Origin of the sequence: Dokdonia sp. PRO95 (assembly GCF_000355805.1) — a bacterium.
Classification (GTDB): Bacteria; Bacteroidota; Bacteroidia; order Flavobacteriales; family Flavobacteriaceae; genus Dokdonia.
The window spans coordinates 924,639-939,489 of record NZ_CM001837.1; the positions used below are offsets into that span (position 1 = coordinate 924,639).

Genomic DNA, 14,851 nt, shown 5'->3' on the forward strand with positions numbered 1-14,851 from the left:
ATCCAATGCTATATTACAGAAAACCCTAAAGCATAGGGATCTTCCTCGTCTATGGTAATGGTATTATGTCCATATATTCTTGCCCATCCTTGTATGCTAGGTACAATGGCTTTTTGATCACCTATCATTGTTTCTTTTGTTACACGACCTATAAATTTTGAACCTATAAAACTTTCGTGTACAAAAGGTTCTCCTACTTTCAATTTCCCTTTTGCATATAATTGTGCAAGCCGAGCCGAAGTTCCCGTACCACAAGGGCTGCGATCAATTGCTTTATCTCCATAAAAAACAGCATTGCGCCCATCAGATGTTGCATCTATAGGATTACCTGTCCATAACATATGGGTTACATCCCTTATGGTATCATTTTCTGGATGGATAAACTGATTAGGATATTTCTCATTAATACGCTCACGCACTACTTGACTCATTTGTATAATCTGACCAGCCGTAAACTCGTGTACGCCAGCAAAATTCTTTTGTGAATCTACAATTGCGTAGTAATTCCCTCCATAAGCAACGTCAAACGAAATTTCGCCGAGATCTGGGCAATCGACGGTTAGATTTTCGGCAGCTAGAAAAGAGGCTACATTAGTGAGACGTACCCAATCTACTTTATCACCAGTTTGTTGGTATTCAATTTCAACTAATCCTGCTGGGGCTTCCATTTTAATAATACCAGGCACTCTAGGTGTGATGATTCCTTCTTCTATTGCGATTGTTATCGTCCCGATAGTTCCGTGACCACACATAGGCAGACATCCTGAAGTCTCTATAAAAAGAATAGAAAAATCATTTTCAGGATCATGCGGAGGAAACAAGATGCTCCCGCTCATCATATCATGACCGCGTGGTTCAAACATCAATCCTTTGCGTATCCAGTCATACTCTTTAAGAAAATGCTGTCGCTTCTCGCTCATAGTTGCTCCCTTTAGATCTGGCCCACCATGAGCGACGAGTCTTACGGGATTTCCGCAGGTGTGTGCGTCTATACAACTAAAAGTGTGCTTCATATTAAACAGGTGCTAACTATTTTTCTCAATCCAGTGTTTCACTCGTCTATCAAGTATAGCGAGTGTCACCGTTCCTTGCTCTAAGATAATCTCATGGAATTCTCTAATATCAAACTTAGCACCTAGCTCTTTTTCTGCTAGCGTTCTCAATTCTCTTATTTTGAGTTCGCCCATTTTATAAGCAAGCGCTTGTCCCGGCCATGAGATATATCTATCGGTCTCCGTATTAATTTCATGTATGGAAAGCGCTGTGTTTTCAGACATATAATCTACCACTTGCTCCCTTGTCCAGCCTTTTGCGTGTAATCCAGTATCTACTACAAGTCTGCAAGCACGCCACATTTCATAGGTCAATTGTCCAAAACGTTCGTACGGTGTTGTATACATTCCCATTTCGGCAGCGAGGTATTCGCAGTATAATCCCCATCCCTCACCATATGCATTTACATACATATTTTTTCTAAATGTTGGAATACTATCTCCCAACTCTTGATTAAGCGATCCTTGTAAGTGATGCCCAGGAACGGCCTCATGAACTGTAAGTGATGGCAGCACATACACCGGACGACTAGGTAAATCATAGGTGTTTACCCAGTAGTATCCAGGATTTGTACTTCCCTTTGCACTACCTACATATCGCCCTGTCGTGTATTTAGGAGCAATAGCATCTGGTACTGGAGCCACTCCGTATGGTTTGCGAGGTAAAGTCTTAAAAAATCGAGGTAACTGAGCATCTGCTCTTTTTGCCATGTCGCGAGCAATCATAAGTAATTGCTCTGGAGAAGTGGCGTAAAACTGTTTGTCTGTGCGCAAAAATTGTAAAAAGTCTGCAAAAGAGCCTTCAAAGTTTATTTCCTTAATAATTTTCTGCATTTCGGCTTTGATGCGGGCAACTTCAGCGAGTCCTTTATTATGCACCTCGTCTGCGGTGATATCTAGGGTAGTGTAATAGTTTATTCTGTTTTGATAATATGCTTTTCCATTTGGTGTTTCTGAAACTCCAAGGGTAGTGCGAGTTTTCGGGAGATATTCTGTTTCAAAGAATGTTTTTACACGCTCAAAAGACGGAACAACCTGTTGTTCTATTGCGCTTCTAGCAGCTACCAATAGTGAATCTCTTTGCGCTCCCGATATTGAACTTGGTAAGTTTAAGAATGGCTCATAATAGAAGCTGTCTTTATAATCGCCTACAATTTGTGAATCATACGTACTCTCATATCCATTAAAAATCACATGCGGCTGCGAGACACCTTTTTTTACTCCTTCTCTCAATAATGGTAAATATTGATCTACTACGTCTGGTAACGCTTTCAGCTTATTGAGGTATGAAACAGCTTGCTTATACGTACTTATGGGACGCACCATATAATTCCAACTACTGTGGAAACCCGAGTCTGACAACAGCGGATTTAGATAGCGTTCGTATTCATAATAATCTACCGTTTCTTGATGCTTAAACATGAGTAACTCTAGAGATATGAGCTCCGTTTCAGACAACGTTGATGGTGTTATAGCCTGTAGTTTTTTAAGTTGCGCTTTCGCGAAAGCGGACTCCTTTTCAAACCGTTCTTTTGAAAACACACCCATAGGATGCTCATCTGCCAAATCATCTTGCCACTTGAACTCCTGACTATCTTCTATAATTTTTGCAAGCTGCGCCGAAGAATTCTGAGCGCAAACATTCATTGAAATACAGAAAACGAGCAGTATAATTATATGCTTCATAAGGTTCTATTTTAGATAATCTGGCAACAGCGCCGAAGGAAAGTCTTGGAAACTAAAAGGCCTTACCCAACGCAAAATACTATGATTCCCTACCGCCGTAAAGCGACTATCTGTACTTGCTGGATATGGTCCTCCGTGTGTCATGCCATCTTCTACCGCAACTCCTGTGGGAACTCCGTTATAAATGATGCGACCTACCTTGTCTTGTAAAGCTAGTGTAATATCTTGTAATGTGGCAACCTCTTCATCTTGAGCGATAAGAGTTGCCGTAAGCTGCCCTTCTAGATTTTTTATAATCGCTAACTGTTCTGCTTCATCTTTTGCAAGCACAACCATAGAAAAGGGACCAAAAACTTCTTTGTGCAACTGAGAATTATTGATAAAATCTACACCTTTTACAACTGCTAGTGTGGGAGCTGCATGGTTTTCTTTACTGCTATTAGTACTCATCACAAAAGTAACTTCAGGTACTTTTGCCATTTCTTTCCCTCCGCTAGTAAATCCAGATTGTATACGTGGATGCAACATGCATCCTTCCTCTACCTTGCTCAGATTATTTGCTAGATCATTTACAAAAGCTTGAGCTTCATCACTAGCAACGGTAATAATTAGTCCTGGATTTGTACAAAACTGCCCTACACCTTGAGTGATAGAACCTGCATATGTTTCGGCTATTTGAGAGCCTCTATTACTTAAAGCCTCCTGCGTTATAATCACAGGATTTATACTTCCCATCTCTGCAAAAACTGGAATAGGAGTATCTCTTTGTGCAGCGAGATTATACAGTGCACGACCACCAGTATGACTACCCGTAAATCCAACGGCTTTTATTACCGTGTGTTTTACGAGTTGCTCTCCTACATCAATACCTGCACTATTAAGATTAGAAAAAACACCCTCTGGCATTCCTGTTTTTTGTGCAGCTTTTATAATTGCTGTTGCCACCATCTCTCCCGTACCTGAATGCATAGGATGTGACTTTACAATAACAGGACAACCGGCTGCAAGCGCACTAGCGGTATCACCACCAGCCGTAGAAAAAGCCAGCGGAAAATTACTTGCCCCATAAACAACTACAGGCCCTATAGCAATCAATGCTTTTTTAAGTCCGCTGGTGTTACCAACTCCTATAGGATTACGCCACTTGTCTTGTGACACTAACTCTGCAAACATTCTAAGCTGTCCTAATGTTCGACCTAGTTCTCCTTGTGCTCTACCTTCTGGCAAACCACTCTCTTGCGTGTACATATCCGTAAGATCTGAGCCAAGAGCCTCTATCTCGTCTGCAATATTATTTAAAAAGCTTGCGCGTTTACTTCCTTTTATTTGACTGTAGGGATGAAAAGCGTTGTGAGCAAGCGCGCAAGCTGTGTCTATTTCTTGTTGAGTAGCCTCGTAAAATGCGGTTGGATTTTCCTTATTTAATTGAGGATTTATAGTTTTATAGGTAACGGCGCCCTTAGCACTCTGTGTAAAACCTATTTGATTCTTTCCTGTAATCATAATGCTTTAATTTTTTGCTGATGCAATGCTACGTTTACTGGTTTATGCACTGTAATTGTAGATGCCGGATACTTTTGTAATAGATGTTCTGGTCGTATTGGTCTCTTCTCAAAACCACCTCCGCAGTTAGGACATACTTTTAATAATATATCATCTACACATTCTTTGCAAAAGGTACATTCAAAAGTGCATATCATTGCATCACTAGCATTATACGGCAATTGCTTATTGCAATGTTCACATGATGGTCTTATCTGTAACATTATAAGTTTTTATAGGCAGGTAAACTAGGTCTGCTAGCCAATCCACTTTTAATTATTTGTAAGACATGTTCTCTCTCATCTCCAGAAAGTGGCAGTCTAGGTTTACGCACATCTTCTGTCCCTATACCAGTATGTACTTCTGCAAGTTTTATGTTTTGTACCAGTTTAGGATTTATATCTAATTCTAGTAGTGGTAAGAACCAGCGATAAATCTCAATTGCTTCTTTAATTCTACCAGCCTTTTGTAGCTCGTATATTGCTACAGTCTCTGCTGGAAAAGCACATACTAAACCTGCGACCCAGCCATCTGCTCCCATCACCAATGACTCTAGCGCTAGAGTATCAACACCAGTCATTATTTTAAGTCTATCTCCAAAGTTGTTTTTAATGCGTGTCACATTAGAAATGTCACGAGTACTTTCTTTTACAGCTTCAATATTATCCTGTTTTAACAAGGTCTCAAACATATTGAGCGTGACCTCTATTTTATAATCTATAGGGTTATTATAAATCATAATAGGTAAGCTAGTACTACTGGCTACGTCTTGAAAATAAGTAACCACCTCTGCGTCTCCTGCATTATATCGCATAGGAGGAAGCATCATAAGACCACTTGCTCCGTCTTCTTCGGCTTTGTGTGCAGCAGCTATAGCGCCTTTTGTAGATTGCTCGGCGATGTTTATCATGACGGGTACACTACCTTTTACAAGTTTTACCGTCTCCGTAGTAAGTGTGCGCTTTTCATGATCTTCCAGAGTGCTCGCCTCCCCTAGCGTTCCACCTAGCACAATACCATGAACTCCCGCATCAAGTTGGGCTTTGATGTTTACAGCAAACATGTCAAGATCTAGCTCATCTTTTTTTGTGAATTTTGTCGTTACCGCAGGCATGACACCTTTCCATTCTATGCTCATAATGATGTTATTTTGGTCAAAGATAATGGCGCCATAAGCTTAAGATTAAATACTGTTTTATCCATCTATAATAGTATATTATCCAAATTAACGTGACTTGCTAATTAATTAAAACAAAAAAGTACCTTTATGCATGCGTGTACTTCCTTTTAAAATTCCGAAGCCTAGCAATGCTGCTATTCTATTTCAAGTAGATCAAGGTGTATTATACAATGCACTCCATCATCATGAGGAAATCCAAATAAGCTACATTAAGAAAGGAACGGGAACTCTAGTGGCAGGAGACACTGTTCATTCATTTTCGGCTGGAGAGGTAATTGTTTTAGGTAGCTTTCAGCCCCATGTATTTAATAGTGACACCGCAGATTGCTTGATGTATTCTGTGTTCTTTAGTGCAGCATCTTTTGGCGATATATTTTTACAACTAGAAGAAGGGAAAGGTATTGCAGATTTTAACGCTTTCGCGAAAGCGGGATTTAAAACATCCGTAACTCCTGAAATTGACTCTTTGTTCCAACATATAAACACGGCTCAAGGAATGCATAGACTAGGGCATTTTATAGACCTAATTACTGTCTTGAAAATCAAGAAAAGCATCTCGCTCTCGACGTTTATCTATAAACGTCATATTTCTGAAAAAGATGGAAAACGCATGAGTGCAATCTTTGACTTTACACTAGCAAACTACAAGCAAGAGGTGCATTTAAATGATCTCGCATCACTCACATCTATGACGCCTCATAGCTTTTGCAAATACTTTAAACAGCGCACAAACAAGTCATATTTTAGTTTTCTTACTGAAGTTCGCATTGCACATGCCTGCTCCTTACTAGAAGCCCAACAAGAAATTTCTATAGCAGATGTTGCAGATCGCTGCGGTTATAAGACTTTATCGCATTTTAATAAAAACTTTAAGAAATTGAAGAAAATCACTCCAAGCGCCTTTAGAGACAAGGATAGGACGTAATTATTTAAGTTTTTCTTTTCTTAGATTTTTATAAAAATGTTAAGAAAGCTACGATATAATATCTCATATCTTTACATAAACAACCTAGACTAACCAAAATGATTGATACTCCACTACGCATACTTATTGTAGAAGACCTAGTATCTGATGCTTTTCTCGTACAAAAACAGATTAAACGTTTTTGTAATAATGTTGAGATCAGCATTTCAGACAAAGAGCTTTCACTTGCTGTGGCTCTCAAACAGTTTTTACCAGATATCGTGGTAAGTGACTTCAACCTTGAAGGATTTACCGGATTTGACGTTATTAAACAAGTCAAGGAATTTAATAGTGAGATCCCGGTAATTATTATTACAGGAAACCTCAACAATGAAGAGAAAGCAGCAGAGCTTATCTTACAAGGAGCCTCTGGATTTTTCTTGAAAGAAAACCTTCAAAATTTACAACAAAAACTACAACCTCTTTTTGAAAAATTTATTTCAGAAAAGCAGGAACTTATCACACGTTTAGAAAGACAACGTGAAAAAGATGCTAGAGAGCGAGAGCTTACAGATTACTTGCGCCATCATGACTTTGAAGCTTACGAGCACAAAGAAGCGATTGAATCTCTTAAAGACAAAGTGCTCAAATTTTTATCCATAAAATAACCCATGGATACTACCGAATCTAAAAATATAGTCAGGTCACTTTACTTAAGTTTTTTTTCGACGCTTACTGTAATAGTTTTAGTTACACTGTTATATCTAGCATCACAATACTCTCAAAAGTGGATTGTTCATACTAATGAAACAACTACTCAAATTCATAATGTATCTGAGACTCTATTAAAAGCTGAGAGCATGCTACGGGGTTACTTAATAAGTAAAGACCCTGAATATCGCATTGATTATAAAGTCCAAATAGCAAAATTGAGGGGTGAGATCAATCAGCTTAAAACAAAAACTCAAGATAACCCCTCACAACAAGAAAACTTAAGAAAGTTTGAAGCGCTAGTAAATGAGCGTATACAGGGCATGGATAATAACATGGAGAACTACGTCCTACGTACTCCAGAAGAAAATAGAAAACGTACCGGAAGAGTAGAAACCTTGCGCCTCATAGATGCTATTGATAATATGCGAGACATCATGCTTATTGAGGAAAACGCACTACTACTAGAGCGTAAATCTACCTACGACACGATTTATGTTTTAAGTCTTATTGCATTATCAATAGCCTTATTATTGATGCTTTTTAATGTGTATGCCGTTAGAAAAAGACTTATTCCGCTCTTTACAAAACTTGCAGAAAATAATGATGCTCTTATTGAGCTAGTACACTCTCGAGATCAAGAAATTGCTCTTAAAGAAGCACAAATGGAAATGAATGAAGATCTCATTCACCAGATGGAAGATAAGAACAAACAGCTTAACCAGTTTGCTTACATAGCTTCTCACGATTTGCAAGAACCTCTGCGCACGGTAGATAACTTTATTGCACTCTTTGAAGAAGATTATGGAGAAAAATTAGACGGTGAGGCTGGCACTTATTTTGACTTTATAAAAGGAGCTACAGCACGTATGAAAAGTCTGATTACCGGCTTACTCAATTACAGTAGATTGGGCCGCTCTGGAACGCGTTCAAAAATTGATCTCAACAAACTTTTAAACGATATAAATGTAGACCTAGGCACTCGCATAGAAGAGAGCGGGACAGTTATCACTAAGGACACACTTCCTACTGTATCTGGTTATCCAGTAGAATTACGACAGCTTTTTGTAAACTTAATTACAAATGCCATCAAGTTTACTCCACCGGAACGAGCTCCAAAGATCCATATAGGTGTAAGCGACTCGAGACTTTACTACACGTTTAAAGTTTCTGATAATGGATTAGGAATTAAAAAAGAACACCTAGACAAAGTCTTTAACATGTTTACACGCCTTCACAGTGCAAAGGAATATGAAGGTACAGGTATAGGTCTTGCCTTCTGTCAAAAAATAGTTGAATTACATAAGGGAAAAATAAGTGTTGCATCTACCGTAGGTGAAGGCAGCACATTCACATTTACTTTAAAAAAATAAGAGCATGCAACCACTAAGAGAGATATTACTGATAGATGATTCTGAGTCTGATAACTTTGTACATTCACGTGTAATTAAAAAGGCACAGGTAACTGCAAAAGTAACCATCAAGTATTCTGGCGAGGAGGGGCTTACCTATCTCAAAACTCTCATTAATGAAGATTATCCACGCCCTGACCTAATTTTCTTAGACATCAACATGCCTGGAATGGATGGATTTGAGTTTTTAGAGCATTATGAAGAATTAGAAGATGTGCAAAAAGCAGGAGTGGTGATTGCGATGCTTACGACCTCTACATCTCCAGTAGATAAAAAGAAGGCCGAAAAGTATGACTTATTGCAGCATTTTGATAACAAACCGCTTACTCAAGAAAATCTTTTTAAAATTCTAAAAGAGCAATTTCCAGGACGTTTTGATGATTAATTGCCTTTAATCCTTGTCCATAGATTACCCAAGACGGCATTCATATTTGAAGGGTCAGGGCGATCTTCTGTGGCGGTGATAGTACCGTTATTTTCCTCTAGCTTGTATCTAAAAACAAACTGAGGATTATCTGGATCTATAGCGATAAGTCCAAAACGGAGGTCATTATATATCCACTTATCTTGAATTTTCTCAAGAATATACCATCCTTCAGAAATGGTAATGAGTCGTTGTACTTCTGACCTATTAATAAGCGCTTCACTTTCTGAGCGCTTTTTGGGATATGCCTTAAAAGAAATAGGCTGCGTGTCGAGTAAAGAGTAATCTCCTATAAGATAATTTTCGCCTGCATCTACGTTTATATTCCACAGCACAGTATTCATAGGGGCTGGACGCGTTGAGATTTGGGTATATGTTATGCCCTGCTGCTCAAGATTCTGAACCACCTTTTGATGGGCTACATATTTTATCACAACTGTGAGTAATAAATATGAGCTACTTATGTAAAGGCCAAGGTTGTTAGTACGCTTTCGCGAAAGCGAACCACGTTTTCTAGTAGCTGCTATGAGGACACATATTAAGAAAGGAACTGTGTATAATGGATCTATGACAAAGATGCTATTAAAAGCAACCCTCCAATTAAATGGCCAAAATATTTGCGTTCCCCAAGTCGTAAAAGCATCTAACAATGGATGTGTAAAAAAACCCCAGAAAAATAGCTTTGACCATCCTTGCCAGCCTACATCTGGTCGTTTTTTAAGCTGATGGACGAGCCATCCAAACAAGGGTGCTGCGAGAATAGAAAATACAATACTGTGGCTAAAACCACGGTGCATCTCGGTGGCTGTGATAGTATCTGTAAGATATCTCCACACAATGTCAAGATCTGGTATGGTACCCGCAACCGCTCCCCAGATCATTGCTCTATTACCTATCTTTTTACCAAGTACTGCCTCGCCTACTGCAGCGCCAAGAACTATCTGAGTTAAACTATCCATACTATTTTATTAAATAATGCTATGATACAATCCCCATTTTCTTTAGTAAGAAACTAGCATTCATATTCTGGCAAATACCTTCTTTAAAAGTGTAATCAAAAAAGAGTTCGTCGTTTATTATTTGTGCGTCAAAGTAATAGTTCTTCACCTCCTTGAGATCATTTGCAGCCTCACATAAACTTAAATCGTGTGTAGCTATAATACCAGTCGCTCCTGCACCTACAAGCTTATCTATAAACTTACGAGAACCCTCTGCCTTATCCGTACTGTTAGTTCCTTTTAAAATTTCATCTAGGATGATAAAGTAACGATCTGTTTCTATCTGATCCACTATAAACTTAAGACGTTTGAGTTCGCTGAAGAAGTAACTCTCATCATCTGTAAGACTATCTGTGGTGCGCATACTAGTAATTAACTTTATAGGCGTATATGAAGCGCTCGTTGCAAATATGGGCAAGCCTACGTTACCCATCACAATCTGTAAAGCCACCGTTCTTAAGAAGGTACTTTTACCAGCCATATTTGCTCCTGTGATGATAAAGAACTCATCGTTTTTTATAGTGATATCATTGCGCACAGCAGTTGTAGGATCAAGAAGAGGATGCGCTGCTCCTGTAGTAACTAGTGTAGTTCCAGTTTCGGTAATCTCAGGAAATACATGAGCTTGATGATTAAAAGCATAATTACCCAAACTGTTATAAGCATCAAAAAAGGCGATTACTTCAAACCAATCTTCTACTGCATCGCGATGTGTTGCAATCCATCCTTCAATGTTGTGTACAATACTTAAATCTCTAAGAAAAAACCCATTAGATATGAGTCCAATTATAAAATTGTTACGCTGATCAAGTGCGTCTAGATGTTTTGAAAAAGCTCTTAAAATGGACGAACTTGATTGCTCTGACGTGATGACCATTTTACGCTTATTTACTAGCAAATCACTTGCAAATTCTTGCTCTTCTATTCTAGATAACAAGCTCGCATATTGTGTAAATGTGGTTTGAATTTTCCCCGTATGTGCAGAGAGCATATTTATTCTCCCAAAGAATCTGCCGCTTATTAACAAACCTATCCCAAATACTATGAACACCCACCATCCAGCAATGAAACCTATAAAATAAGATCCAAGCGTAAGCAATGAGATTACAGAAAATATACGTGAGATAAGTTTCATTTGTTTAGGTACAAATGAGGAGTAATCTTTTAACCAAAGCAGTACACTATCTGCAGATAAATCTGTGCTAACTAATGATGCAATAGCACTAAATAACTGCCTCCACTCTGGCAGCTCGCCTAACTCTTTTACAGCTTCTTGCTTTTGTGATATTCCTTCAATATTATTTGAAAGAAGCATGGAAACTAGTTTTAAAGAACCACTATCAAGAGCCGTTCTATTAAAGTACTGAAAGAAAGAGCCACGACCAAAAAGATCTATATCTTGACTAAAAACATGCTCCGGATTATGAAATTCACTCCCATCTGGCAGATCATAAAAATCCCTATTAAGAACTTTTAATTCTGTCTCATTGCGCTCCAGAAGTGCCTTAGTAAGATCACGCTTGTGCTGCAACTGGCTGTGGCGACTCACTAGTAATAAAAAAGCAATAACACCTGCGATTATACACCCCATAAGCAATTGCGTATTACCTAGAGTGAAATACACACTCGCTGCTGTAGCTAAGAAAACAACAAGCCTAATAGTACTTGAGATATTGAGTTTCCTTTTAATCTCAGATACTTCTTTCTGATATGTTTTGATTTGTCCTTCGTAAAAGGCAGTTGGTTCTGTCATAATTATAGAGCCGCAAGTTCGGCTTGTTGTTTTTTTGTCATTTTTGATACGACCAGATTGTAAGAATGGTCAATAAGCTCTGCTAGTAATTGTGGTGGCAACTCTTCCAGAACACAGGTATTCCAGTGAGTTTTATTCATATGCCATCCAGGAATAATAGCTCCATCGTGAGTCTCTCTCAAAATGACAGCTCGATCTGGATCACATTTTAAATTTGCCGAAAGTGGAATTCGTTTTAAAGAGCAAAGCGCAAACATTTTACCCATCACCTTAAAAACTAGGGTGTCTGCATCAAAAGGAAACTCCTCTGTCACTCCTTTTTTATCAAGGCAATATGTTCTAAATGCTTCTATATTCACTTGGCAATTATTGTTGCTTCTATGAGTTCATCTTCCAAAGGTGGTTCAAACCAAGTTTCCATAAATTCAAAATCTTCTTCCGAAACGTCAAATTCGTAGGTGGCTCCTTGCTCTTTATTACGCTGTTGTACTCGTTCTTTTCTCATTTCCTTAGCTATATCTAAAAAATGAAGCTGATAGGGTATTTGATGCGCTTTCGCGAAAGCGTAAAAACGTTCTCTTCTATATCGCTTTGCAAATCCTAGATCTAAAATTGCGGGGGTATCCGCCTCTTCCAGCTGTAACACTAGGGATAGAATCATCTGGTCGTTACGCGCGATGCGTTCTAAAAACCAGTCAACTCCGTCTGTATCTTGTTTATCATCTAGAAATAATGTTTTATTCCAATGATCAATGGAAAATAAGATACCATTAACGCTTTTTTTAAGATCTAATGAATATGTAGTTTTTCCTGCTCCTGTATTTCCAGTAATGAGATATATCACTAAGATTCAATTTTCTTAGGCTCCTTACTCGCAGGTATTTCTAGTGATGAGTAGTCTAGTTTCCAGCCTATAGTTTCTACAAGTTTTTGCATTAACTGTACGGTTTCTAGCGCCTGCGACTTTGCTTCCTCATAAAGTCCGCTCTGCGGGATTTTATCGCGTATGTGCTGCTTTGCCTCTCTGTTTATCTCTGTAAGATCTGTGCTAGTAAATGGATTTGCCCACCCTTCTTTCTTATCATAATACTTAAAATCTGTCTCTACAGAAAGTAGCTCTGGTTCTGGAAAGTTAAACAGCTTGATGGTTCTATTCTTATCATCTGCCTCCATTTTAATCTTAGTAAGATCAAAACCTATATGCGCTTTTGCATCGATAAGTACAATTGCTTTTTTTGAACCTAAGAGTAGGTTCATCCATTTATTTTTTAAGCCTTCGTAATGATATATCTCTGCAAAGTCGCCCTCTACGGTGATAAATTTACACACTGTTCTTATGCGCTCCATAAGCACCACAGATTGTGCTTGAGCATCTGGCGCCTTAGATTTTCCAGAGATCCAGTTAAATATAAAATAAGAGAGTATCGCTCCTATGGCGAGCCCTATAAATACTAATTCCATAAAGTAAAGATACTAAAAGCCCTCAAAGACTTCACCATATAAAATGCCAGTAACCACAATGGGATATGGGTATCATAATCTCATCGTACAATCTATATGCCAGTCAATTATTTACTCTCAGACTTAAAACTTTGTATAGCCGCATTAGGCTCCATAATAGTATACCCTTTCCAGAAATTAGGATCATACTCAGATAAGTATGTTGCCTCCATCTCTTTAATTTCTTCTACTGCATCATACGTACTTTGGTCAATGCTAGTAGTGCTAAAAACAACGAGCTCCTTTTTTGAATAACTAGTGTTTGCTATTTCAATCTCCATCGCTACTTCATTTTGCTTTCGGCGACCTCCTACATTTTTGTTTTTCTCAATGATTTTTAAAGGCCTATCTATACCAACGCGTTCTCCGTTTTCTAGCTCCATAAATCGCAAGGAATAGCCACCATTATCATCTTTTGCATAGATGCTTTTACCCTTATACAAGTACTTCTTGTAGCTTATGCCAAACATCCCAAAACTTGACAGCTTACGTACATTTTCATATTCTAGTCGCATTACTGCAAAGTCATCAGTATTTATATATAAGGTCCCTTTAAAATCTTTTCTTCCTTTAGGCTCAAAGTCTATTACGTAAACTATATCATCACCTATTGCAGTAAATTCTCTCTTAGTAAATCGATAACGATTGGATTTTGTTAAGAAGTCAAGCTTTGTATCCTCTTTATAAAACATAGCCTCAAACAGATCAGAAAGGTCAGATTTGATACTTTCTGTAATGGCTTTCTCCTTGTCATTTTCTTCTTGCTCTGTATCTACCTCTATTTTAAGTCCGCCATTTGAGCTGCCCATTTTTGTAGAGTCATCTACTTCAATAGTGGTACCTACGATTCCAGATTTTATTTTAAAGTAAGAATCTGCTTTTACGTTTTTCTCAATAATTTCTTCAAGCCTTTTTCCAAAACTCTCCACCCCTACATCTTTTTTAGTTTTGTCATAGAGCTTTGCTGCTTTGTCTATAACGAGCTTTTGATTGTCATAATTTCCAGAAAGTGTCCCAACAGACTCACTGTAGTAATCACTCTTCTTTGCTACAGATCCCACTAGACTATCCATAAAGACCTGGTTAAATTCTGGAATAGTCGTTTTTTCTACTTCGATATCCATTTTATCAATACGATCAGACTCAGACTGTCTGAAGAATATTTTTTTCTCAGTAAGCGCATTAGGATAGTTAACAGCTATGTTTTCTTTAACGCGCTCTATGATTTCCTCTGCATCCAGCGGATTATTTGTGAGAAATACATTATCTAGTTCGTTTGTTTTTACACGCAGCGATATAATAGTGTCCATCACTTTCTTAGGAAAAATAGCAACCTCTTCATATCCCATAGACGAGATATACACAGAGTCCCTAAGTGCAGATAGCTTATGCTCTCCTAGGGTAAAGATGCCTTCTTCATTTGTGATTGCACCTGTATTTTCAGATAACTTTACAGTTGCAAAAGGAATGGGTTCTTTAGTCCTTTCGTCAATTACGGTTACACTATAAGATTGTGCTACCGCCGTAGCAGCGCAGGTTATTGTAAGTAACGTGAGAATGAATTTTATAAGTGTCGTCATAAGATGGTTATTTACTATATAGACGCTAGAAAATTTAAAATAGTTGCCTAAACTATTAAAATGACGTCTTTATAGTCAACATGTTACGCTCTAAAACAAAAAAAAGCGT

General features: G+C 38.2%; 15 protein-coding genes. 4 read left to right on the plus strand and 11 right to left on the minus strand.

The features are described from left to right. Positions 1–8: 8 nt before the first annotated feature. From D017_RS03960 to D017_RS03980, 5 genes are read right to left on the minus strand one after another with little or no spacing between them, the layout of a single operon-like run. Positions 9–1,013, minus strand: a complete 1,005-nt coding sequence (locus D017_RS03960; protein ID WP_035334772.1) for a 4-hydroxyproline epimerase — start codon at positions 1,011–1,013, stop codon at positions 9–11. Positions 1,014–1,025: 12 nt separating this feature from the next. Then, a complete protein-coding gene (locus D017_RS03965; RefSeq protein ID WP_035334773.1) occupies positions 1,026–2,738 on the minus strand; it encodes a DUF885 domain-containing protein in 1,713 nt (570 codons plus the stop codon). A gap of 6 nt (positions 2,739–2,744) precedes the next feature. Then, positions 2,745–4,241, minus strand: a complete 1,497-nt coding sequence (locus D017_RS03970) for an aldehyde dehydrogenase (NADP(+)) (RefSeq protein ID WP_035334774.1) — start codon at positions 4,239–4,241, stop codon at positions 2,745–2,747. After that, on the minus strand, positions 4,238–4,504 hold the full coding sequence (locus D017_RS03975) for a DUF1272 domain-containing protein (RefSeq protein WP_035334775.1): 267 nt from the start codon (positions 4,502–4,504) through the stop codon (positions 4,238–4,240). The genes D017_RS03970 and D017_RS03975 overlap by 4 nt, the downstream gene beginning before the upstream one ends. Then, a complete protein-coding gene (locus D017_RS03980) occupies positions 4,504–5,418 on the minus strand; it encodes a dihydrodipicolinate synthase family protein (RefSeq protein WP_035334777.1) in 915 nt (304 codons plus the stop codon). The genes D017_RS03975 and D017_RS03980 overlap by 1 nt, the downstream gene beginning before the upstream one ends. Before the next feature lie 133 nt (positions 5,419–5,551). On the opposite strand from D017_RS03980, the gene D017_RS03985 reads away from it, so the two are divergent. The 4 genes from D017_RS03985 to D017_RS04000 all read left to right on the plus strand — a co-directional run bounded on the left by D017_RS03985 (position 5,552) and on the right by D017_RS04000 (position 8,872). After that, positions 5,552–6,385 (plus strand): AraC family transcriptional regulator, encoded by an 834-nt coding sequence (locus D017_RS03985; RefSeq protein WP_035334778.1) that lies wholly within the window; start codon positions 5,552–5,554, stop codon positions 6,383–6,385. Between the two features lie 98 nt (positions 6,386–6,483). Further along, a complete protein-coding gene (locus D017_RS03990; protein ID WP_013750379.1) occupies positions 6,484–7,032 on the plus strand; it encodes a response regulator in 549 nt (182 codons plus the stop codon). Positions 7,033–7,035: 3 nt separating this feature from the next. Continuing rightward, a complete protein-coding gene (locus D017_RS14910; protein ID WP_051583793.1) occupies positions 7,036–8,448 on the plus strand; it encodes a sensor histidine kinase in 1,413 nt (470 codons plus the stop codon). Positions 8,449–8,452: 4 nt separating this feature from the next. After that, positions 8,453–8,872 (plus strand): response regulator, encoded by a 420-nt coding sequence (locus D017_RS04000; RefSeq protein ID WP_035334779.1) that lies wholly within the window; start codon positions 8,453–8,455, stop codon positions 8,870–8,872. On the opposite strand, the gene D017_RS04005 is transcribed toward D017_RS04000, so the two are convergent. The 6 genes from D017_RS04005 to D017_RS04030 all read right to left on the minus strand — a co-directional run bounded on the left by D017_RS04005 (position 8,869) and on the right by D017_RS04030 (position 14,742). After that, positions 8,869–9,870: a metal-dependent hydrolase gene (locus D017_RS04005; RefSeq protein ID WP_035334781.1), complete on the minus strand. Its 1,002-nt coding sequence runs from the start codon at positions 9,868–9,870 to the stop codon at positions 8,869–8,871. The two genes, D017_RS04000 and D017_RS04005, sit on opposite strands and share 4 nt — an antisense overlap. Before the next feature lie 19 nt (positions 9,871–9,889). Beyond that, complete coding sequence (locus D017_RS04010; RefSeq protein WP_035334782.1) at positions 9,890–11,662, minus strand: DNA mismatch repair protein MutS; 1,773 nt, start codon at positions 11,660–11,662, stop codon at positions 9,890–9,892. A gap of 2 nt (positions 11,663–11,664) precedes the next feature. Then, positions 11,665–12,021, minus strand: a complete 357-nt coding sequence (locus tag D017_RS04015; RefSeq protein ID WP_035334783.1) for an MmcQ/YjbR family DNA-binding protein — start codon at positions 12,019–12,021, stop codon at positions 11,665–11,667. Next, on the minus strand, positions 12,018–12,506 hold the full coding sequence (locus D017_RS04020; protein WP_035334784.1) for an ATP-binding protein: 489 nt from the start codon (positions 12,504–12,506) through the stop codon (positions 12,018–12,020). Before D017_RS04020 ends, D017_RS04015 begins: the two co-directional genes overlap by 4 nt. Beyond that, positions 12,506–13,123, minus strand: coding sequence for a DUF4230 domain-containing protein (locus tag D017_RS04025; protein ID WP_035334785.1), 618 nt, complete (start codon positions 13,121–13,123; stop codon positions 12,506–12,508). The genes D017_RS04020 and D017_RS04025 overlap by 1 nt, the downstream gene beginning before the upstream one ends. A gap of 107 nt (positions 13,124–13,230) precedes the next feature. Then, positions 13,231–14,742 (minus strand): carboxypeptidase-like regulatory domain-containing protein, encoded by a 1,512-nt coding sequence (locus tag D017_RS04030; RefSeq protein WP_035334786.1) that lies wholly within the window; start codon positions 14,740–14,742, stop codon positions 13,231–13,233. Positions 14,743–14,851 lie beyond the last annotated feature (109 nt).